General features: G+C 64.7%; 18 protein-coding genes and 1 other RNA gene. 11 read left to right on the top strand and 8 right to left on the bottom strand.

Features of this window, described 5'->3' with window-relative positions:
- Nucleotides 1-173: 173 nt before the first annotated feature.
- The 4 genes from RYL44_RS07655 to lipB form a co-directional block, all read right to left on the bottom strand.
- On the bottom strand, nucleotides 174-1,541 hold the full coding sequence (locus RYL44_RS07655) for an NAD(P)/FAD-dependent oxidoreductase (protein WP_314975597.1): 1,368 nt from the start codon (nucleotides 1,539-1,541) through the stop codon (nucleotides 174-176).
- A gap of 79 nt (nucleotides 1,542-1,620) precedes the next feature.
- A complete protein-coding gene (locus RYL44_RS07650; RefSeq protein WP_314975596.1) occupies nucleotides 1,621-3,114 on the bottom strand; it encodes a class I adenylate-forming enzyme family protein in 1,494 nt (497 codons plus the stop codon).
- Nucleotides 3,111-4,178, bottom strand: a complete 1,068-nt coding sequence (gene lipA, locus RYL44_RS07645; RefSeq protein ID WP_276740727.1) for a lipoyl synthase — start codon at nucleotides 4,176-4,178, stop codon at nucleotides 3,111-3,113. The genes RYL44_RS07650 and lipA overlap by 4 nt, the downstream gene beginning before the upstream one ends.
- Nucleotides 4,175-4,852 carry a lipoyl(octanoyl) transferase LipB gene (lipB, locus tag RYL44_RS07640; protein WP_314768288.1) on the bottom strand — a complete coding sequence of 226 codons (678 nt, stop codon included), beginning with the start codon at nucleotides 4,850-4,852 and terminating at the stop codon, nucleotides 4,175-4,177. The genes lipA and lipB overlap by 4 nt, the downstream gene beginning before the upstream one ends.
- A gap of 61 nt (nucleotides 4,853-4,913) precedes the next feature.
- On the opposite strand from lipB, the gene RYL44_RS07635 reads away from it, so the two are divergent.
- Together RYL44_RS07635 and RYL44_RS07630 are read left to right on the top strand one after the other, a co-directional pair.
- Entirely contained in the window at nucleotides 4,914-5,825 is a 912-nt protein-coding gene (locus RYL44_RS07635) for a Nif3-like dinuclear metal center hexameric protein (RefSeq protein WP_314975595.1), read from the top strand.
- On the top strand, nucleotides 5,822-6,565 hold the full coding sequence (locus RYL44_RS07630) for a zinc ribbon domain-containing protein (protein ID WP_073983222.1): 744 nt from the start codon (nucleotides 5,822-5,824) through the stop codon (nucleotides 6,563-6,565). The genes RYL44_RS07635 and RYL44_RS07630 overlap by 4 nt, the downstream gene beginning before the upstream one ends.
- Before the next feature lie 110 nt (nucleotides 6,566-6,675).
- Here the strand turns inward: RYL44_RS07630 and RYL44_RS07625 are convergent, their stop codons facing one another.
- The gene (locus RYL44_RS07625; RefSeq protein ID WP_276740721.1) at nucleotides 6,676-7,488 is read right to left on the bottom strand and encodes a YaaA family protein; all 813 of its coding nucleotides are present in this window, start codon (nucleotides 7,486-7,488) and stop codon (nucleotides 6,676-6,678) included.
- Between the two features lie 51 nt (nucleotides 7,489-7,539).
- On the opposite strand from RYL44_RS07625, the gene rnpB reads away from it, so the two are divergent.
- An RNA gene (gene rnpB / locus RYL44_RS07620) (RNase P RNA component class A) lies at nucleotides 7,540-7,904 on the top strand.
- 57 nt (nucleotides 7,905-7,961) lie between these two features.
- Here the strand turns inward: rnpB and ppgK are convergent.
- From ppgK to panB, 3 genes are all read right to left on the bottom strand, one after another.
- A complete protein-coding gene (ppgK, locus tag RYL44_RS07615; protein ID WP_073983224.1) occupies nucleotides 7,962-8,711 on the bottom strand; it encodes a polyphosphate--glucose phosphotransferase in 750 nt (249 codons plus the stop codon).
- A 163-nt stretch (nucleotides 8,712-8,874) separates the two neighbouring features.
- Entirely contained in the window at nucleotides 8,875-9,759 is an 885-nt protein-coding gene (gene map, locus RYL44_RS07610; protein WP_276740588.1) for a type I methionyl aminopeptidase, read from the bottom strand.
- 29 nt (nucleotides 9,760-9,788) lie between these two features.
- Nucleotides 9,789-10,649, bottom strand: coding sequence for a 3-methyl-2-oxobutanoate hydroxymethyltransferase (gene panB, locus RYL44_RS07605; RefSeq protein WP_276740590.1), 861 nt, complete (start codon nucleotides 10,647-10,649; stop codon nucleotides 9,789-9,791).
- 167 nt (nucleotides 10,650-10,816) lie between these two features.
- Between panB and pheS the strand changes: the two genes are divergently transcribed.
- The 8 genes from pheS (at nucleotide 10,817) to tyrS (ending at nucleotide 21,282) form a co-directional block, all read left to right on the top strand.
- Entirely contained in the window at nucleotides 10,817-11,902 is a 1,086-nt protein-coding gene (gene pheS / locus RYL44_RS07600) for a phenylalanine--tRNA ligase subunit alpha (protein ID WP_314805298.1), read from the top strand.
- 1 nt (nucleotide 11,903) lies between these two features.
- Entirely contained in the window at nucleotides 11,904-14,552 is a 2,649-nt protein-coding gene (gene pheT / locus RYL44_RS07595) for a phenylalanine--tRNA ligase subunit beta (protein WP_314975594.1), read from the top strand.
- 99 nt (nucleotides 14,553-14,651) lie between these two features.
- Nucleotides 14,652-15,140 carry a flavodoxin domain-containing protein gene (locus RYL44_RS07590; protein WP_073983228.1) on the top strand — a complete coding sequence of 163 codons (489 nt, stop codon included), beginning with the start codon at nucleotides 14,652-14,654 and terminating at the stop codon, nucleotides 15,138-15,140.
- 74 nt (nucleotides 15,141-15,214) lie between these two features.
- The gene (argR, locus tag RYL44_RS07585) at nucleotides 15,215-15,736 is read left to right on the top strand and encodes an arginine repressor (protein WP_314975593.1); all 522 of its coding nucleotides are present in this window, start codon (nucleotides 15,215-15,217) and stop codon (nucleotides 15,734-15,736) included.
- Between the two features lie 64 nt (nucleotides 15,737-15,800).
- Nucleotides 15,801-17,021 (top strand): argininosuccinate synthase, encoded by a 1,221-nt coding sequence (locus RYL44_RS07580; protein WP_073983230.1) that lies wholly within the window; start codon nucleotides 15,801-15,803, stop codon nucleotides 17,019-17,021.
- Between the two features lie 98 nt (nucleotides 17,022-17,119).
- Entirely contained in the window at nucleotides 17,120-18,478 is a 1,359-nt protein-coding gene (locus RYL44_RS07575; protein ID WP_314975592.1) for an O-antigen ligase family protein, read from the top strand.
- Nucleotides 18,479-18,519: 41 nt separating this feature from the next.
- Nucleotides 18,520-19,947, top strand: coding sequence for an argininosuccinate lyase (gene argH / locus RYL44_RS07570; RefSeq protein ID WP_314805301.1), 1,428 nt, complete (start codon nucleotides 18,520-18,522; stop codon nucleotides 19,945-19,947).
- Nucleotides 19,948-20,019: 72 nt separating this feature from the next.
- Nucleotides 20,020-21,282, top strand: coding sequence for a tyrosine--tRNA ligase (gene tyrS / locus RYL44_RS07565; protein ID WP_314975591.1), 1,263 nt, complete (start codon nucleotides 20,020-20,022; stop codon nucleotides 21,280-21,282).
- Nucleotides 21,283-21,552: the final 270 nt, after the last annotated feature.

Raw genomic sequence — 21,552 nt, 5'->3', positions numbered from 1 at the left:
ACACAGTCTACACATCACAGCCAGTCCATGTGACCACACGTTAAAACGTGTGACAGCGTGGGGCCGGAAGCTCTTACTTCCGGCCCCACACCGTGCCTGTCTGCCTGTTTGTCAGCGCGCCTTCAATCTGTGCCCGAACGCGCGCCTGAAGAGACCATCAGAGCATGGCCCGCTCAGGCCTCGTGCATGCGCTCCTCGACGACGTCCTCGCCGGCGACGAGCTTGCCGGACGCGCCCGCCCCCAGCTGCTCCATCGCCAGGCGGCCCACCATCTGCTGGTTCGTCGTCGTGCGCTGCGAACGCGCACCCGACAGGAAACTGAAGAACCAATTCACCAGCGTGCCCACCTGCGACTTAAAGCCGACGATGTACAGCAGATGCAGGAAACACCAGGCCACCCACGCGGTGAAGCCCGTCATCTTCGTGTTGCCCATCTTCACGACCGCCTTGAAACGCGCGATCGTCGCCATCGACCCCTTATCGAAGTAGGAGAACTCCGTCGCCTTCGGCTTGCGGCCCGCCAGGCGCGCCGCCACCGTGTCGGCGGCGAAGCGCGCCGACTGGATGGCGCCCTGCGCGACGCCGGGCACGCCCGGGAACGCCATCATGTCACCCAGCACGAAAATCTCGGGGTGACCCGGCAGAGTCAGGTCCTTGTTGACGCTCACGCGGCCCGCGCGGTCCACCTCGGCGCCCGTCGCCTCGCCCAGGACCCGGCCCAGCGGGCTCGCGGACACACCCGCGGCCCACACCTTGCACACGGACTCGATCCGCTCCTCCTCGCCGGACTCGTACTTCAGCGTCACGCCCTCGGCGTCCACGTCGGTGACGAAGGCGTTCATCTTCATCTCGACACCCAGCTTCGTCAGCGCCTCCTCGGTCTTATGGCCGAGCTTCTCGCCGAACGGGGGGAGTGGATGAGCTGCGCCGTCCACCAGGATGACGCGCGCCTTCGTCGGATCGATGTTGCGGAACTCGCCTTTCAGCGTGTGAGAGGCGAGCTCGCGGATCTGTCCCGCCATCTCGACGCCCGTCGGGCCCGCGCCCACAACAACGAAGGTGAGGAGCTTGCCCACCAGAGCAGGATCGGTCTCGATTTCGGCCAGCTCGAACGCGCCGAAAATACGCGCGCGCAGCTCGAGCGCGTCATCGATCGTCTTCATGCCCGGCGCGAACACCGCGAAGTGGTCGTTGCCGAAGTAGGACTGGCCCGCGCCCGCCGCGACGATCAGCGTGTCGTACTCGGTGCGCTCGTACTTGTTGTGGTTGCGCCACTTCACGACGCGAGCCTCGACGTCGATCTCCTCGACGAGAGCCTGCAAGACCGTGACGTTCTTCTGGCGGCGCAGGATCTCGCGCGTGGTGGGGGCGATGTCGCCCTCGGAGAGGATACCCGTGGCCACCTGGTAGAGCAGAGGTTGGAACAGGTGGTGCGACGTGCGGGCCAGGATGGTGATGTCGGCGTCTGCCTTCTTCAGTCGGCGAGCAGCCGTCAGGCCAGCGAAACCGGAGCCAATAATGACGATGCGATGGCGGGGCATAAGACTCTCCTTTGATAAAGCAAGGCTAATCTTACCTAAATACGGTGCGCATAAAGTGTGAAGTCTCACGCACCCGTCTCTAGCGTTCCGACGCCGAGAACAGCTCCGCCGCCGCGAGAGGATCGGGCTTGCCCGTCGCCGTCGTCGGCAACTCGTCCACGACCACGATCCGCCGCACCTTCTCCCACGGCGCTAAGGCCTCGCGCAGGGCCTCCGACAGCGCGTCGGCGCTCATCGACGAGGCCTGGGCACGGCCCTTGGGAGAAGGCACGATGAGCGCGGCGACGATCTGCCCCCAGCGCTCGTCCGGCAGCCCCACGACGAGGGCATCGGACACCGTGTCCAGGGTTCGTAGCGCGCGCTCGACGCTCGGGGGAGCCACCAGCTCACCGGCCGTGTTGATCATGCGGTGGGCGCGTCCCACCATGTGCAGCCAGCCGTTCGCGTCCCTCGTCGCCAGGTCGCCGGTGCGCAGCCACTCCTCGCCGCGCACGACGCCGGGTCCGCGCACCCAGATCTCGCCCATCTCGCCGACGCCCGCCTCGCGCTCGGGGGTGGCCATCACCCGCAGGTCCACGTAGGGGAACGGAACGCCCAGTGATCCGGCGGGCGCGCCGCACTGCGGCGACGCAACCGTTCCGGCCCCCGACGTCTCCGTCATGCCCCACACGTGGATGGGAGACAGGCCCACGCGACGCATCGCCTCCGCCAGATCCGCCGTCATCGCGTCCCCGCCGATCAGCGGGCGCGTCCACGAGGACAGATCGCCGCCGCCACGCTCATGTTCGTCAAGCAACGCACGCACAATCGCGGGCACGGCGAACATCATCGTGATCCCGTATCGCTCGATCGCGTCGATGACGCCGCGCGCGTCGAAGGAGCCTGGGAAACCGAGCGTGACCAGCGTCCCGCCGTGCGTCCACACGTCCATCGACGTGCCGTTGAAGCCTCCGATGTGGCTGGCGGGCGCGCACACGCCCACGACCGACGAGGTCGGTGCGTAGTCGAAGCCCTCGCGGAAATTCGTCGACCCCCACCACATGACCTCGTGGGTCAGCTCGACGGGACGCGGCGTGCCCGTCGACCCGGAGGTGAACAGGACGGCCGCCAGCTCATCTCCGCAGCGCGCGGGCGCGGTGCTCATCGGCGCCGCGCGATCCACCCAGGCAGCCAGGTCACCAAACGACGCCCGGCGCGCGCCCGCGGATGCCAGGGCGAGCGCAGTGGGGGAGGAGGCCTCGTCGTGGAACACCCACGAGACGTCCGCCTGTTCGCACATCGACGCGAGCGCGGAGGCAGGCATGCGCGGGGAGAGCGGAACCGTCACCGCGCGCAGCCACGAGGCCGCCACGTGCACGATGTAGTGCCACGGCGAGTTCGCGCCGACGACGGCGATGCGCGTGCCCTCGCCGATGCCCGCCTCCGCGAAGGCGCGAGCCAGGCGAGCGACCGTATCGGCGGCCTCGCGCACGCTCCACTCCTGGCCCGTCACCGCGTCGACCAGGGAGAGCCGCTCGGGGTGGCGGCGCGCGGCGGCCAGGAGGGCCCGGGTGGGCGAATAGTCGGGGGTCACGAGGCCGAGGCGGCCTTCGCGGCTGCCATGGCCGCGTGACGCTCCGAGCGCTCCTTCAGGCGCGCCAGGACCGAACCGGCCTCCTGGAGCGTCGAACCGGAATTGGCGATGTGGCGCAGCTGCTCGGGGATCTCAAAGCCGCGGGCACGCATGCCCTTGGCCCACAGCAGGCCTGCACGGTAGGAGGAACGCACGAGGGGCCCGGCCATGACACCGGCGAAGCCTATCTCCTCGGCCTCAGCGGCCAGCTCCACGAACTCCTCCGGGTGCACCCAGCGGTCGATCGGGTGATGCAGGGGAGAAGGACGCAGGTACTGCGTGAGCGTCAGCAGGTCACAGCCCGACTCGTGCAGGTCGCGCATGGCGGCGCTGACTTCCTCGCGCGTCTCGCCCATGCCCAGGATCAGATTCGACTTGGTGACCATGCCGCCGTCGTGGGCGCGCTTGATCATCGCGAGCGAGCGATCGTAGTTGAAGGCGGGACGTATCTTCTTGAAGATGCGTGGCACCGTCTCCAGGTTGTGCGCGAAAACCTGCGGGCCGGCCTCGATGACCATGTCGATCGACTCGGCCTGACCACGGAAGTCGTCCACGAGGAGCTCCACGCCCGTGCCCGGGTTGAGCTCGTGGATGAGGCGGCACGTCTGCGCATACAGCCACGCGGCGCCGTCGGGTAGATCGTCTCGGGTCACGCCCGTGATCGTCACGTAGCGCAGGTCCAGGTCACGCACCGACTCGGCGATGCGGCGGGGCTCGTCCTTGTCGTACTCCGTGGGACGCCCCGTCGCGATGTCACAGAAGTCGCAGCGGCGCGTGCACAGGGCTCCGCCGAGCAGGAACGTCGCCTCGCGGTCCTGCCAGCACTCGTAGATGTTGGGGCACCCCGCCTCGGCACACACCGTGTGCAGGCCCTTCGCGTGGGAAAGTGAACGCATGTCCTGGTAGTTCTCGCCGGCTTTCGCGGTCGTGCGAATCCACTCCGGCTTCTTCTCGATCGGCGTTTGCGAGTTACGCACCTCGATGCGCAGGAGCTTGCGTCCTTCGGGATCAGGCAGGGTACTCATAGGGGTGACCTCGTCGTGTAGGAAACGGAAGCGGGCTGGGTGGCCAGGCACGGGGAGATGTGCTCCACCATGCGCGGGATGAGCTGCGTCGCGACCTCGGCAACGGTTGTGTGGATGCCCTCCCAGGACAGGGAGGTCACGTCCGCGTCGGTCAGGCCGCAGGGAATAATGCCTTCGAACGCGTGGGCGCGGTCAATGTCGACGTTCAAGGCGACGCCGTGCAGAGTTGCCCCGCGCGCGACCTTTAAACCAATCGCGCAGATCTTGCGGTCGCGGCGCCCCTCCTCGGTCAGCCACACGCCCGCGCGCCCCGCGACGCGATGCACCGGCAGTCCCCACGCCTCGCGCACCGTGTCGATGACCGAGGCCTCGACCGCGCGGATCCACTGGACGAGATCGACGGGTTCCTTCAGGCGCACGACGGGGTAGACGACGAGCTGACCCGGCCCGTGCCAGGTCGCCGACCCCGCGCGATCCGTGCGGATCACCGGGATCCTCGCGGAGGGAATATCCTGCGGCTTCGTGTGGCGTCCAGCCGTCCACGTGGGCGCGAACTGAGAAACGATCAGCGTGTCCTCGCCGCCTGCGAGGACGTCCTCGTGCAGGGAGCGCTGGAGCGCGTCAACCCGCGAATAATCGACCAACCCATGGTCGAGAAGACTCAAAATCTGCACGGATGTGATCATAGTCGCGGGCATGGTCCCTTGCTTGTTGGGGGTCCGGTATGCTTAGCGCATGCGATTGTCCTCTCATTCTTCCGAACCCGACGCCCACGACTGTGCCCAAGCCTCGTGGCGTGTCCGCGACGTGATGGCCCTCATGGAGTCCTGGTACCCGCAGGCCACCGCGCAGCCCTGGGATCGTGTCGGCCTCATCGTCGGCGACCCCGACGCCCCGGTGCGCTCACTCCTCCTCGCCCTCGACCCCACCGCTGCCATCGCCGAGCAGGCCGTCGCCGGGCCGGCCGGGGACGGGCAGCCCTACGACATGGTGATCACGCACCACCCGCTACTCCTTCGCGGTGCCTCCTTCCTGCCGGTCACGGACCCCAAGGGAGCGGTCGTGACACGGCTGATCCGTGCCGGCATCTCCCTCTTTAACGCGCACACGAACGCCGACGTCGCCTGCGAGGGCGTCGCGACGGCCCTCGCCGACCTGGTCGGCCTGCGTGACACCGTCCCGCTCGAACCCTGCGGGACGGACGCCGAGGGACACGACATCGGCCTGGGCCGCGTCGGGACCGTCGAACCCGCGACGCTGGGAGCCTTCGCCGACCACGTCGCCTCCGTGCTCCCCGCCGGTCCCACGTGTCTCCTCGTCGGAGGGGACGAGGCCATGGCAGTGCGTCGGGTCGCCGTCCTGGGTGGCGCGGGGGACAGTGCACTGGACGCGGCGCGCGCCGCCGACGTCGACGTGTACCTGACTGCCGACCTGCGCCACCACCCGGCCTCCGAGCACCTCGAGGGTGGTTCCCCCGCGCTGCTGTGCGGCTCCCACTGGGCCACAGAGTCCCCGTGGTTGCCCGTCCTCGCACGAAAGCTTCGTGAGGCCGCACGCAGCGCCAATGTGGAACTTCGCGTCGAAGTCTCTACGATTGTCACCGAGCCATGGACCAGCCACCGAGTCACTCAGGGAGAACTAGCGTGAAAGCGACGCACACCGACCAGCTCGACCTTCTCGAGCTGCAGAAGCTTGACCAGAAGGAATCGGCGCTGCGCCATAAGCGCGACTCTCACCCCGCCCACGCGACCGTTCGCGAATTCGCGGGCCGCATCGCCGATCTGAAACGTGCTGCGATCAGTCAGAACGCCCTCATTGCGGACAGTGGCCGCGAGGTTGCGCGCATCGAGGACGAGATCGCCAAAGTTTCCGAGCGCCGTAAGCGCCAGCAGGGTCGCATCGACGCCAACCAGGTACCCCTGCGTGACATCTCCGCCATGGAACACGAGATCGCGCAAATGGACCGCCGCCTGGCCAAGCTCGAAAACGACCAGGTGGAAGCTGAGGAACGCATTGAGACCGCCCAGACCGCGCAGGAGAAGATGAAGGTCGAGGCCCAAGCCATCGCCGACGACATCGAGCGGCTTAAAGCCGAATTTGAAGCAGATGTCGCCGAAGCTGACGATGAGCTTCGGCGCGTCATTGCGGCCCGCCGGGAGCTGGTCGAGCGTCTGCCGCACGCACTCTTGGAGGAATACGAGGAGGCGCGTCGCCTCAATGGTGCACTGGCGGTTATTGAAGTGCGCGACGGCTATGGCATCGGCGTTGCCGCCGACCTGAGTCCCATGGAGCTTGAGCGAATCCGCTTGACCCCCGCCGACGAACTCTACTTGACCGAGGACACTTCCCAAATCGTCGTAAGAACGTCGGCGAACACGCCCCGCTGAGGACGAGGACACGGATGACGTCGTCCATGCGCGACCAAACGTATGTTTAGCCTGCGTCGTGGGTTCCCCGGCCAGATACCGCCCCGCAGGTTTCCAGCACAGCTCGGCGGTTAATTGGTCACCAACGTGAGCGCGCGTGTCGTACCGCCGTCTTTTGTTTTCTTCTCAGCGCCGAATTCGACGTCCGTGACGCGGTGTTCGCCCCCGCGAGCATCGCGCAACGTCACGGAATGAGCAGCGTCCGTCAGTTGCTGTTCACATTCGACAGTGTCGGCAGCTGCGTAGCCGCCCGAGGCCAGGAGCCTGCCCGTGACAGCACCCCTCCAGCGCTTCGCGTCATGAGAGACGACTCTCCTCTTCCCGCCTGCTTCACGCACGACGCGCAGCTCCCACACGCGTGCCCAGGGAGCCTTGCATGCCGCCCGGTAGGGACCCGAGCGCGCGTCGAGGACGACCTGCCCCGAAGCCTCTTCACGCAGTGCCGCATCGAGCCGCGGTGCCCACCAGGTGGACAGTACGCCGAATCCAGGCAGAGACACGCCCATGGCTAGGCGGTGATCAGGAATGGCGTCAGTGGGGCACAGCACCCCGAAGAGACCGGAAAACACTGAGACGGCTTCCGTGCCCGTGCCCTCCCAGGCATCGGGCGCGGCAGCCGTGATCGCTTCAAAAAGAACGCCGGTGAACAGGGACGAGGCCGGGGCGCAGGGTGCACTCATGAGAGTCTCGTTCACGGAGAGGTCGATACGATCGCCGACTTTGAGTGTGCTTGCCGCCTGCGAACCTGCGCCCAGCTCGATGAGAGCGTCGGCGACCTTGCGGCGATCGGCGGTCAAACCCGGGTGAGAGAGGGACTCCAGCGACAGGGCGGACCCGACCGCGGGCGCGTTCTTCCCCTCCGACGGGGGTAACCAGATCAACATGTACTCACCCTATCGCGCGCTGGTCGCTCGGCGCGCTAGAATCAATGCGGATCTGCCGGTCGGGCGGCCGCGCGCGGAAACGCTCGAGGAACGTCCGGGCTCCGTAGGGCAGGGTGATGGCTAACAGCCATCCGGGGTAACCCGCGGGACAGTGCCACAGAAAAGAAACCACCTCCACGATTCGTGGGGGTAAGGGTGAAAAGGTGAGGTAAGAGCTCACCAGCGGCGCGGGCGACCGCGTCGGCTAGGTAAACCCCACCCGGAGCAAGATCGAGCAGCAGGCAGGGCGGCCCGCCTCACGCCTGCGGGTAGGTTGCTGGAGGCCGTCGGTAACGACGGTCCTAGATAGATGGTCGCCACCGCGTGTCCGGTAACGGCGCGAGGAACAGAACCCGGCGTATAGGCTGACAGATCCCGGAAGGACCTCGACGCACGTCGGGGTCCTTCCGTTTGCGTGCACTGTGCGCGTGTGCTCAGGCGTGCTGCGCCGCGTAGTAGGCTGCGCCGACGATGCCAGCGGTGTTCAGTAACTTCGCCGGAATCATCGGGGTCTTGAGCTTTAGGAGCGGCATGAACTTTTCGTGGTTTTCCGATACTCCGCCGCCCACAACGAACAGATCGGGATTGAGTAAGAACTCCACGTGGCTGTAGTAGCGTTGCAGACGCTGTGCCCACTGCTCCCAGTTCAGCCCCTGCAAAGTCTTCTGGCCCGAGGACGCGTTCTTTTCCGCATCGGTGCCATCGATCTCCAGGTGCCCCAGCTCCGTGTTGGTTAGCAGCATGCCGTTCACGATGATCGCCGATCCAATGCCCGTGCCCTGGGTTGTGAAGACGATAACGCCGTCACGGCCTTTCGCTGCACCATAGGCGACCTCGGCGATGCCCGCGGCATCCGCGTCGTTGAGAGCGACGACAGCTCGTCCGAGGTAACGCTGCATGAGGTCGTCAACGTTGATGTTGACCCACGACTGATCGAGGTTCGCCATGTAGGGGATGACACCGTTAAAGACAGGGGCGGGGAAAGTAACGCCGATTGGTACGCCGACCTTGACGTCGAGCTTGTCGATGACTTGACGGCAGACCGCTGCGACTGCTTCAGGAGTGGCGGGATTGGGGGTGGGGATACGAATCTGGTCGCCGATATACTCGCCGGTCTCCAGATCAACCAGCGCACCCTTCACGCCGGATCCGCCGATGTCGATGCCGCAAGCGACCTGAACCATGACCCCTCCTCGGGTAATGCGTACCTTTTTGAACGCGGGCCCCTGGGGCCCGACGTATCTAAATTGTAACGGACGCCACCGCAAAAAGAACAATCCGTTAACGATATGAGCGCGGCCCGCCTCATATCGTGAGAAAACGAGGCGGGCCGTGGGGGAGTGGTACTCAGGGAAGGGTCAGGATCTCGGCCCCGTCCTCGGTCACGACGATCGTGTGCTCGAACTGCGCGGTGCGCGAGCGGTCGGCGGTCACGATCGTCCAATCGTCGTCCCAGCGCTCCCACTCGACGGTGCCCAGCGTCAGCATGGGCTCGATCGTGAAGACCATCCCGACCTCCATGACCGTGTCGTAGGCGGGGGCCGCGTCGTAATGGGGGACGATGAGGCCCGAGTGGAAGGCCTCGCCGACACCGTGGCCCGTGTAATCGCGCACGACCCCGTAGTCGAATCGTTTCGCGTATGCCTCGATGACGCGCCCGATCACGTTGATTTCGCGGCCCGGACCCACGGCCTTGATGCCGCGCATCATCGCGTTCTTGGTGCGCTCGATGAGCAGGTGGGACTCTTCGTCGACCGTGCCGACCTCGAACATGGCGCAGGTGTCGCCGTGGACGCCGTCCTTGTAGGCCGTGATGTCGATGTTGATGATGTCGCCGTCTTCGAGCGGGCGGTCGTCGGGGATGCCGTGGCAGATGACCTCGTTGATCGAGGAACAGATGGACTTGGGGAAGCCCATGTAGCCCAAGCATGAGGGGTAGGCGTCGTGGGCGAGCAGGTACTCGTGACCGATGCGGTCCAGCTCGTCGGTGGTCACGCCCGGCGCGATGGCGGCGCCCACGGCCTCGATGGCGCCCGCGGCGATGCGCCCGGCCTCGCGGATTTTCGCGATCGTCTCGGGGCTCTTGATGTCCGAGGTCGTGACGCGCTCGGGGCCGTCGTGGAACATGTATTCGGGGCGCGCGATGTGCTCAGGCACGGCGCGTCGGGCCGAGACACGTCCGGGCTTCAGCGTGCCCAGGGGTGCACGGCGTGCCAGCGGTGATGCTTCCATGGTTGCTTTCTCCTGTTTAGGTGTCGCGGTCAGGCGTTTTTGTAGTTCTCGGGTCCGGGGAAGGTACGTTCGCGTACCGCCTCGACGTAGTCGGAGGCGGCCTCGTGTAGGGCTGCTCCGAGCGTCCCGAACGTGCGTACAAATGAGGGCGTCCAGTCGGAGTAACCGGCCATGTCGGACCAGACCAGGACCTGGCCGTCTGTGTTCGGGCCGGCGCCAATGCCGATTGTCGCGATAGATAATGTGCGCGTCAGCTCGGTGGCGATGGCTGCCGGCACCATTTCGAAGACAACGGCGAAAGCTCCGGCCTCCTGGACCGCGAGCGAGTCTCGTCGCAGTTGATCGGCTCCGTCTCCTCGGCCCTGCATACGCGGCCCACCCAGTGTGTTTTCGGACTGCGGCGTGTAACCCAGGTGGGCGCACACGGGGATGCCGGCGTCGGTCAGTGCGGAGATGATGTGCGCGCGTGCTTCGCCGCCCTCGAGCTTGACCGCGTGGGCGCCGGCCTTCATGAGGCGGGTGGCCGAGGCAAAGGCATGCTCGGGGGAGTCCTCGTAGGTGCCGAAGGGTAGATCTGCGACGATCATTGCGCGCGAGGTCGAACGGGCCACTGCGCCCGTGGCGCGTTCCATATCTTCAAGAGTGACGGGAAGGGTGGATGAGTGTCCCAGGATGACGTTGCCCAGCGAGTCGCCGATGAGAAGCATGTCGACGCCGGCAGCTTCGAGGATCGGTGCGGTGAGTGCATCGTAGGCTGTGAGCATGGTCAACGGGATGCCCTCGGCCTTGGCTCGCGCAATGTGCTGGATGCGCACTCGGCGGGCGTTGAACAGGGGGGAGGCGGAGGACGAGGTGGGAGCCGATCCGTCAGGATTCGTGATGTGAGACATGGACTTCCTGTCATGAGACAACGGGTGGCGCTGACGCGCATTCACGGCTTCCAGGGTAGCGCGGTGGCGAACCCAGTGAGCTGTGAGGATAGGCGAACAGGTAGGATGGAGGGCGGTGCGCGTGGTGCGCGCAGTAATGACCCCAGTAGGAAAGAAGGAAGCAGGACATGGCTGGCATTGCCCCTGACCTTGATCCTCTTGACGAGGCCGCCGTCGACGCGGTTCGCGCCCAGGGCCTCGTCGATATTGAAGAAGCCGATTCGCTGGACGCTCTCAAGACCGTCCGCGCTGCGCTTCTCGGAGATCAAGCACCGCTCGTGAGCGCGAACCGTACGATCGGTTCACTAGAGCCCTCCCAGCGTGGTCTGGCTGGCAGGAACCTTGGGCAGGCGCGCAAGGCGTTGACCGAGGCGCTCGAGGCCCGCAAGGAGGTTCTCGCCGCCGAGCACGAGGCCCGCATGCTCCTCGAGGAATCCGTGGATGTCACGGTTCCCACGCGTCGGCGTCCCGCCGGTGCCCGTCATCCCCTGGAGACGCTCATGGAAGAGGTCGCTGACTTCTTTGTCGCCATGGGCTGGGACATTGCTGAAGGCCCCGAGATTGAACACGAATGGTTTAACTTTGACTCGCTGAACTTTGATATTGACCACCCTGCTCGTCAGATGCAGGACACCCTCTACATTGACGGCCGCAGCGTGGGCGGTGAGAAGGAGGAGGACGGCCACCTGGTGATGCGCACGCACACGTCCCCCGTGCAGTCCCACTCGATGCTGGCCCGCGGCGTGCCGCTGTACGTGGCGTGCCCGGGCAAGGTGTTCCGCTCCGACGCGCTAGACGCGACGCACACGCCGGTGTTCCACCAGGTTGAGGGCCTCGCGGTCGACAAGGACCTGACGATGGCGCACCTGAAGGGTGTGTTGGACCACTTCGCCAAGGCCATGTTCGGCCCCGAGGCGAAGACCCGCCTGCGTCCCTCCTATTTTCCCTTCACTGAACCCAGTGCCGAAATGGACCTGTGGTTCCCGCAAAAGAAGGGTGGTCCTGGCTGGATCGAGTGGGGTGGCTGCGGCATGGTCAACCCCAACGTTCTGCGAGCCAACGGCATCGATCCTGAGGTCTACTCGGGCTTCGCGTTCGGTATGGGGATCGAACGCACGCTGATGCTGCGTCACGGCATCGCTGACATGCACGACATTGTCGAGGGAGACGTCCGTTTCTCCCAGCAGTTCGGCATTAATGGAAGGGGAAACTGACATGCCTATGGTTCCGCTGAGCTGGCTGGCCGAGCACGTCGACATCGTCGACGGCACGAACGCGCAGGCCCTTGCTGCTGCCCTGGTCAAGGTCGGTCTCGAGGAAGAAGAGATCCACCCCGCTCGCGTCATCGGCCCCCTCGTCGTGGGCCGCGTTCTGACGCGGGTGGAGGAGACCGCCTCGAACGGGAAGACTGTTAATTACTGCCGTGTGGATGTCGGCGAGTACAACGATGCCCCCGGCACGGGTAAGGAGCCTTCGGAGCTGCCCAGCCGTGGCATCATCTGCGGCGCGCACAACTTCGACGTGGGCGACCTGGTGGTCGTCTCGCTGCCGGGAGCCGTGCTGCCGGGCGACTTCCAGATCGCCGCGCGCAAGACCTACGGTCACGTCTCCGACGGCATGATCTGCTCCGCGCGCGAGCTGGGCCTGGGCGAGGACCACAGTGGCATCATCGTCCTGCCGCAGTACTTCCCGGATCGTGAGATCCCCGCGGTGGGCACCGACATCGTGTCCTGGCTCGGCCTGGGAGAGGAAATCCTGGAGATCAACGTGACTCCGGACCGCGGCTACTGTTTCTCGATGCGCGGCATCGCACGCGAGTACTCCCACTCGACGGGCTCGGCCTTCCGCGACCCGGGCCTGCCCGGCGTCGTTGCAGCCGAGCCGCCTGCACCCAATGCCGACGGCTTCCCCGTCGTCTTCTCCGACGATGCGCCGATCCGTGGGCGAGCGGGCGTCGACCGTTTTGTGGCCCGCATTGTTCGCGGTACGAACCCCGCCGCCCCCACCCCGCGGTGGATGGTGGAGCGCCTCGAGGCCGCCGGTATGCGCTCCCTGTCGCTGCCCGTCGACATCACGAACTACGTCATGCTCGACCTGGGGCAGCCGATGCACGCCTACGACCTGGGAGCGCTCGCGTCTCCTATCGTCGTGCGTCGTGCCCGCGCGGGCGAATCCCTCGTGACCCTGGACGAGGAGAAGCGCGAGCTGGATCCCCAGGATCTGCTCATCACCGATTCACCCCAGGGCGAGGGTTCTCGCATCATCGGCATCGCCGGTGTCATGGGCGGCGCCTACTCTGAGGTTGCGAAGGATACCACGGACATCCTGTTCGAGGCCGCTCACTTCGATGCCGTCTCGATTGCACGCAGTGCCCGCCGCCACAAGCTTCACTCCGAGTCCTCGAAGCGTTTCGAGCGTGGAAGCGATCCGGCTCTGCCTCAGGTCGCCGCACAGCGTGCCGTTGAACTGCTGGTTGAGTACGGCGGTGGCACGATCGATATGGGAGTGACTGACGTGGACGAGCGTCAGGGTGCGACCGTCATTTCGCTGCCCGTGGGTGAAGTGAAGCGCCTCACCGGTGTCGAGCACGGCCCCGAGCGCATCGCGGAGCTGCTGACCACGGTTGGCTGCCGTGTTGAGGGTCCTTGTGATGGTCTCTTCACGGTGACGGCGCCCTCGTGGCGCCCCGATTTGACGGCGCCCGCCGACCTGGTTGAAGAGGTCGCACGTCTCGATGGCTATGACAACATCCCCGTTGTTATGCCCACCGTCCCAGCGGGTCACGGCCTGACAACAGCACAGAAGGCTCGTCGCCTCGCCGCGTCGGCGCTGGCACAGGGCGGCCTTGTTGAGGTTGAGTCCTACCCCTTCGTATCCGATACGTGGGACCGTCAGGGTATTCCCGCTTCCGATCCGCGCCGTGAGGCCTTGCGTCTGCGTAACCCAATGGCGGACGATGCACCTTGGCTGCGTACCTCGGTGCTCGACACGCTGCTAGATGTCGCTGGCCGCAATGTTTCACGCTCCAATGCGGACGTCGCTGTCTTCGAAATCGCCAAGGTTGCCCGACCCCACGGAACCGTTCCCTCGCTGCTTCCCGGGGCGAAGGAGCGCCCCTCCGACGAGGTGCTCGCAGCGCTCGAGGCAGGCATCCCCGCCCAGCCGTGGCACATCGGTGGTCTTCTCACCGGCGCGGCAGAAGCTACGGGCGTCCTGTCCTCGCCTCGTGCCTACGACTGGGCTGATGCTCTCGAATACGTTCGCCGCGTCGCCTCCGATCTTGGTGTGCGCGTCGAGGTGACACGCGCGTGGGTGGATCACGTGTCCGCCCACAAGGGTGCTCCGATGCCTGCGCCTGCAACTGATCCTGCGGATGTTGCCCCCTTCCACCCGGGTCGCGTTGCCCGCGTCTTTGTGCGTGCCGGACGCGATCTGGTGGACGTGGCGCTGGCCGGCGAGCTCTCGCCTTCGGCCTGCCGTGCCTTCGGCCTGCCGGCGCGCTCCTGTGCTTTCGAGATTGACGTGGACGCGCTGATTGCGCACATGAGTGTCGATCCGATCCAGGTCAAGGCCGTCTCGACGTTCCCGCTGGCCAAGGAAGACATCGCGCTGGTCGTCCCGTCGGATATTCCGGCAGCGCGGGTCGAACAGATCGTTCGTCAGGGCGCTGGTCCCCTCGCCGAGTCTGTCACCCTCTTTGACATCTACGAGGGCGACCAAGTGCCCGACGGCTATCGTTCGCTTGCCTTCGCCCTGCGTTTGCGCGCTGCCGATCACACGTTGACCGCTAAAGAATCCGAGGCTGTCCGCAAGAAGGTGGTCACTAAGGCTGCCAAGGTGCTTGGAGCCTCGCTGCGCGCCTGACGACGCCGCACGAAGGCCGGTCGAATCTCACTGTGGTCCCCCACTCATTTGGGGCGTTGCGCCTGCTGATTCGACCGGCCTTCGCTTTAGTATGTGGCTATGCACATCCTTGTAACTGCAGCATCCAAGCATGGGGCGACGGATGAGGTCGCCGACGCGATTGCCAAACGCATCGAAGCGAGTGGCATCACCGTTGATCGTCTCGCACCCGCCGATGTCACCTCGGTTGCGGACTACGACGCCGTGATTGTTGGCTCCGCCACGTATATTCTCCAGTGGATGCCCGAGGCGCACGACTTCATGGAACGCTTCAAGGACCAGCTCCCTGTCGGGCAGGTGTGGGCTTTTTCGGTCGGCATGAACGGTGTCCCCAAGCATTCCAAGCAGGACGGCTCTCGCGTCGGCCCGCTGTTGACGCACGTGAAGTGTCGTGAGCTGCGTACTTTCCCGGGCCGTTACAAGCCATCGCTTCTCTCACTGCGCGAGCGTTCCGTCGCCCGTCTGGCTGGCGTTGTCGAGGGTGACTTCCGTGACTGGGAGGCCATTGAGCGGTGGGCCGATGAGATTGTTGATGCTCTGAAGGGCTGACAGCATCGTTTATGAGGTGCACAGAGCACGCCTCTCATCCGCTTGTGCAAACATATGCATGAATATGTATAATCATGCATATGAGTTCAGTAGCCGCGTTCCCGAGCACAAAGAGCGCCAGGCATGAGATGATCCGTGACCTCCTTGCCTCCAAATCCATCGGAAGCCAGGAAGCACTCCGCTCGCGCTTGGCGGAGCGAGGCATCGATGTCACGCAGACGACTCTCTCGCGCGACCTCATGGACCTGCGGGCAACAAAAGTACGTAACGCCTCCGGTGCGCTCATCTACACGGTGCCCGACCATGACGGCGGCGCGACCCACGACGCCGAAGCCGCACATGTGCGGCTTGCACGGTGGTGCCAGCTACTCCTCGTCACCTCCGTCAAGGTCGACAACCAGCTTGTGCTGCGCACCCAGGTCGGCGCAGCTAACCTGCTTGCCTCCTCCATCGACGCTGTCCGGCGAGAAGAAGTCGCAGGAACGATCGCCGGCGACGACACCATCTTGGTCATCTGCCGCTCCGAACAGGACGCCGCCACCATGGAACGCGTGCTCCTCGCCCTCGCGGAACCCGGTGCTCTCCCCGACAACTAGCCCCGGCCTCGTCCGCACGAGCGGGCACACGAACCCACGAAAAATACCCCCGGAAGGAACCCACATGTCGAGCAAAGACCGCGTTGTCCTAGCCTACTCAGGAGGCCTGGATACCTCCGTCGCCATCGGATGGATCGGAGAACAGACCGGCCGCGAGGTCGTCGCTGTTGCCGTCGACGTTGGCCAGGGTGGCGAGGATCTTGAGGTCATCCGTCAGCGAGCGCTCGACTGTGGCGCTGTGGAAGCGTACGTCGCTGACGCCCGCGATGAATTCGCAAACGAATACTGCATGCCCGCGCTGAAGGCCAACGCGCTCTACGAGGGTAAATACCCTCTTGTTTCCGCGCTCTCACGCCCCGTCATCACCAAACACCTGGTCAAGGCGGCCCGCGAATTTGGTGCATCCACCGTCGCTCACGGCTGCACCGGCAAGGGAAACGATCAGGTTCGCTTCGAGGTCTCGATCACGTCGATGGCCCCCGACATGGACTGCATCTCCCCGGTGCGCGACCTTGCCCTGACCCGCGACGTCGCCATCGAGTACGCCGAGAAACATAACTTGCCGATCGAAACCACGAAGCATAACCCCTTCTCGATCGACCAGAACGTGTGGGGCCGAGCCATCGAGACCGGCTTCCTCGAGGACCTGTGGAACGCTCCCACCAAGGACGTCTACGTCTACACCGACGACCCGACCTACCCACCGCTGCCCGACGAGGTTGTCATCACTTTCGATAAGGGCATCCCCGTCGCCATCGACGGACGCCCGGTCACCCCGCTTGAGGCGATCCAGGAGATGAACCGCCGCGCCGGCGCCCAGGGCATCGGTCGCATTGACATGGTCGAGGACCGCCTCGTGGGCATCAAATCCCGCGAAATCTACGAGGCGCCCGGCGCAGTCGCTCTCATCGAGGCTCACCAGGCCCTCGAATCCATCACCCTAGAGCGCATGCAGCACCGCTACAAGCGCCAGCTCGAGCAAACCTGGGGTGAACTCGTCTACGAGGCCCAGTGGTATTCGCCACTGAAGAAGTCGATGGATGCTTTCATCGAGCACACGCAAAGCTACGTGAGCGGCGACATCCGTATGATCCTGCACGGTGGTCGCGCCACCGTCAATGGCCGCCGCTCGGAGTCCTCTCTGTACGACTTCAACCTCGCGACCTACGAGACGGGCGATACCTTCGACCAGTCTTCCTCGCGCGGATTCATCGACATCTACGGTCTGCAGTCCAAGCTTGCGGCGGCGCGCGACGTTCGTTTCGGTGTCAATATGGGGTACTGAGTACTTATTGAGGGTTCTCTCACAGGGAATGTCTCAGTTGGGTTTCAAGAGGCGGGAGCGTCGGCGAGGGCGCTCCCGCCTCGCTTACTGTGTCGTATATGACGTACGAAGCGAGCGCAGCGATCGAGGCTACCGCGGGCATCGATTCAGAACAGGCCACGCGCGAGCGGATGATGCGCTACACGGTCGCGGGCATGTTCTTTGTCGGATTCGCGGGCAAGGGCATTCGCGGAATCTTCGGCGACATCGGGTCCCTCGTGCCGATGCTGATACTTCTCGTGGCTTTCGTGATTCTTTTCCGAACGTCCGGTCGTTCCCTGTCACTGCGCCGATTCCCGACGACGATCAGTTTCTTTGTTGCCTGGTGTGCACTGACTAGTGTCTGGTCGATTGATCCGCTGCTCAGTGCCCAGTATTCCGTGATGCAGATCGTGTTGACGCTCGTATCGATAGCGGTTGCCGTGGCGCTGCCCCTCACAGCCCTCGTCGAAACACTCATTCTGGCCTTTCAATGGATTATTTCCTCCTCATTCATTCTCGAGGCTGTGGTCGCTTTCGCTCACCTGGGACCTCTCGCGCCCCCGACCTTGTGGGGCAGAGGCCACCTTCCAGCGTCCTCATACTGGGTGGACGGTCGATTGCTGGAGGGAGGGCCGATCCAGGGTTTTCCTGGAAACCGCAACCCTCTGGCGTTTGTTGCGCTTCTCCTGGCAGTGTGCCTGGTGTTGCGCTACATGCAGACGCGGCGGGCCCTCCCATCGACGCTCGTGTGGCTCGCTGCATGCGGGGCAACAATGTTGCTGACCCAGTCCGCGACGGTGGCCCTGTCGACCGCAGGTTGTTTCATCGTCATCGCGGGCCTGGTCGTCCAACGCCGAGTGCCCGTGCACATGCGCTTGAAGGTCGTCGCAATCTTCGCTGGCATGGGTGTGGTTGCAGGCATCGGCGCGTTCTTTGCGCGGCATTGGATCGCTGATTCCTTCGGACGCAGCCCCGATATGAGCGGACGCTCAGTCATCTGGCACGCCGCAGAACCCCTCGTTGTCGAGCGCCCGATCGGCGGCTGGGGCTGGTTTATCGGTTGGCCGACGTGGCTCGACCCCTTCGCTGGCTTGGTCGTGCGCGAGGATGGAACCTCGACGAACCAGGCACATAACGTCTTCGTGGAGGCAGCGCTGACGACAGGCGTCGTCGGTGCATTCCTCGTGAGTGCTGCGATCATCTGGACCCTGTACCGAGTCGTCAAGGTGGCGGTTGCCCACATCGACGACAACCTGTGGGATGTTATCCCCGCGGTTCTCATGATCGCGATGTTCATCCAATCCTTCACCGAGTCCCGCCTGCTGTTCGAAGGCAACTGGATGCTCTTTGTCATTATCGCGACCTGGGTGAAGGTGCGTGGAGAAGTACCCGTAGTGTGGCCGTCGGCGGCCCGCCAGTATCTCGAATACTCTTGAGTCATAGCTGTATTTCCGTTGTTGATCCTGGGAGGTCCACCATGTCGCAGTCCGAAACGCACGTGTCCCTGTGGGGTGGCCGCTTCACTGGCGGCCCATCGCAGGCGCTTGCTGCCCTGAGCGTGTCAACCCATTTCGATTTCCGTCTCGCCCACGTCGACATCGCCGGGTCGCACGCGCACGCTGACGAGCTGCACCGCGTCGGCCTTCTGACCGACCAGGAGTGCGCGGACATGCACGATGCCCTCGCCAGGCTCGATGCTGACGTTACGTCCGGAGGATTCGTGCCTAGCCCCGACGATGAGGACGTTCACACGGCGCTCGAGCGCGGTCTCATCGACCGTGCTGGAGCGACTTTGGGCGGCAAACTGCGTGCGGGTCGCTCGCGTAATGATCAAATCGCGACCCTTATCCGCGTGTACCTGCGTCAGGAGGCGCGTCACCTGGCCGGGAGAATTCTCGACATTGCTAGCGCCCTCCTCGGCCAGGCCGAGCGTGCGGGAGACGCCGTCATGCCTGGACGTACCCACATGCAGCACGCGCAGCCCGTCCTCGTTGCTCACCACCTGCTGGCACATGTGTGGCCGCTCCTGCGCGACGTGGCCCGCCTGCGCGACTGGGACAAGCGCGCCGCCATCTCGCCCTACGGCTCCGGGGCTCTGGCCGGCAATACTCTCGGCATGGATCCGCGTCGCGTCGCCGCGGCTCTCGGCTTTACCGACTCCGTTGAGAACTCAATTGATGGCACCGCCGCGCGCGACGTCGTCGCCGAGTTTTCCTTCATCTGCGCCCAGATCGGCATCGACATCTCCCGCCTGTCCGAGGAGATCGTCATCTGGAACACGAAGGAGTTCGGCTACGTCACCCTCGACGATTCCTACTCGACCGGTTCCTCGATCATGCCGCAGAAGAAGAATCCGGACGTCGCCGAGCTCGCGCGCGGCAAGGCCGGTCGGCTCATCGGTGATCTCACCGGTCTCCTCGCCGTCCTCAAGGCTCTTCCTCTCGCCTACGACCGTGATCTCCAGGAGGACAAGGAGCCGGTCTTCGACCAGATCGATACCCTCGACGTTCTGTGCCCCGCCGTCGCCGGCATGATCGACACGATGACCATCCACCTCGAGCGCCTCGCTGAGCTGGCTCCTCAGGGCTTCTCGTTGGCCACCGACATCGCCGAATGGCTCGTCAAGCGCGGGGTTCCCTTCCGCGATGCCCACGAGATCTCGGGCGCCTGCGTGCGCCTCGCCGAAGCCAGGGGAGTGGAACTCGCCGACCTGACGGACGCCGAACTCGCCCAGGCCTCGTCCCACCTCGACCCCGAGGTACGCTCCGTGCTCACTGTCGAGGGATCGGTCGGCGCCCGCCTCGGCCGCGGCGGCACCGCCCCCGTGCGTGTCGCGGAACAGCTCGACGAGGCCAAGGATCGACTCGCGGACGCCCGTGGCTGGGCGGCCGCTGCGTTGCGCTAACGCCGCTGGCTGGGAAGCCGATACACTGACAACCACAACAACCAGTTAAATCCGCAAGGAAGGACAACTTTCGTGACAGACATCCTGGACGACCTGCAGTGGCGTGGGCTGATCGCGCAGCACACCGACCTCGAGGCGCTTCGCGCGCACCTGAACGCCGGACCTGTCACCTTCTATTGCGGCTACGATCCGACGGCGCCTTCCCTACACCACGGTCATCTCGTCCAGCTGATCGTCATGCGCCACCTGCAGCTCGCCGGGCACCGTCCACTCGCACTCGTGGGCGGTGCGACCGGCCAGATTGGCGACCCCCGCCAGAGCGGCGAGCGACAGCTCCAGTCGACCGAGGTTGTGCGTGGCTGGGCGGAGCGCCTACGCGCTCAGATCTCGAAGTTTTTGGACTTCGAGGGACCGGCCGCCGCAAAGATGGTAAACAACCTGGATTGGACCCAGGAGATGAGCGCCATCGACTTGCTGCGTACCGTTGGCAAGTACTTCCGCGTGGGGACCATGCTGAACAAAGACATCGTCGCACGCCGCATCGCCTCCGATGAAGGCATCTCGTACACGGAGTTCTCCTACCAGGTCCTCCAGGCCAACGACTTCCTCGAGCTGTACCGTCGCAATGGTTGCACCCTCGAGACCGGCGGCAACGACCAGTGGGGCAACATGGTGGGCGGCGTCGACCTGATCCGCAAGGTCGAAGGCGTCGACACGCACGTGATGACCACGCCGATCATCACCAAGGCCGACGGTACGAAGTTCGGCAAGTCAGAGGGCGGCGCCATCTGGCTCGACCCGGAGATGATGACCCCCTACGCGTTCTACCAGTTCTGGCTGCAGGTCGCGGACGAGGACGTCGTGCGCTTCCTGAAGATCTTCACCTTCAAGTCTCGCGAAGAGATCGAAGCGCTGGCCGTCGAGGTCGCCGAGCGTCCCCACCAGCGCGCCGCGCAGAAGGCGCTGGCCGCCTCCGTGACCGAGCTCGTGCACGGCAGGGAACAGCTTGAGCGCGTTCTGGCGGCAACCGATGCCCTCTGGGGTGGCGGTGACATCCGCGATCTTGACGAGGCCACCCTGGCCGCCGCGACCGCCGACCTTCCGCGTGCGTCTGTGACCATCGGTGAGTCAACCGTGGCGGACGCTCTCGTCGCCCTCGGTTTCGAGAAGGGCAAGACTGCGGCCCGTCGCACCATCTCTTCAGGTGGCGCCTCCGTCAACAATGTCAAGGTGGAGGATCCGGAAGCTGTCTTGAGCGAAAGTGACGTTCTTGCAGGTGGTTTGGCTCTCATTCGCAAGGGACGCAAGAATCTGGCGGTCGTTGAACTGAGCTGATTGACCCGTCGAAGAGGGCATCCGATAATCTTCGGATGCCCTCTTTTCGTTGTGTTTGGTGGGTTTGTTGTGTGTGTGGTGGGGGTCATAGTGTTTTGGGTTGACTTGTGGGTGGGGGGTGTGTAGATTATTCACCTGTCGCCGCGAGCTTGTGAGTGGGTTTGTGGTGGTGGTTCACTGCTTGGGTGGCTGGGTTTTTGGCTTGGTTGTTTGGGTGTGTGGGTGTTGTTTGTGAACTCGATAGTGTGTTTGTTTGTTTTGTTTATGCCT

Origin of the sequence: Actinomyces bouchesdurhonensis (assembly GCF_963540955.1) — a bacterium.
In the GTDB taxonomy this organism is placed as follows: domain Bacteria; phylum Actinomycetota; class Actinomycetes; order Actinomycetales; family Actinomycetaceae; genus Pauljensenia; species Pauljensenia bouchesdurhonensis.
The sequence above is the reverse complement of the archived record's forward strand: the minus strand, read 5'-3'. Positions and strand labels throughout refer to the sequence as shown.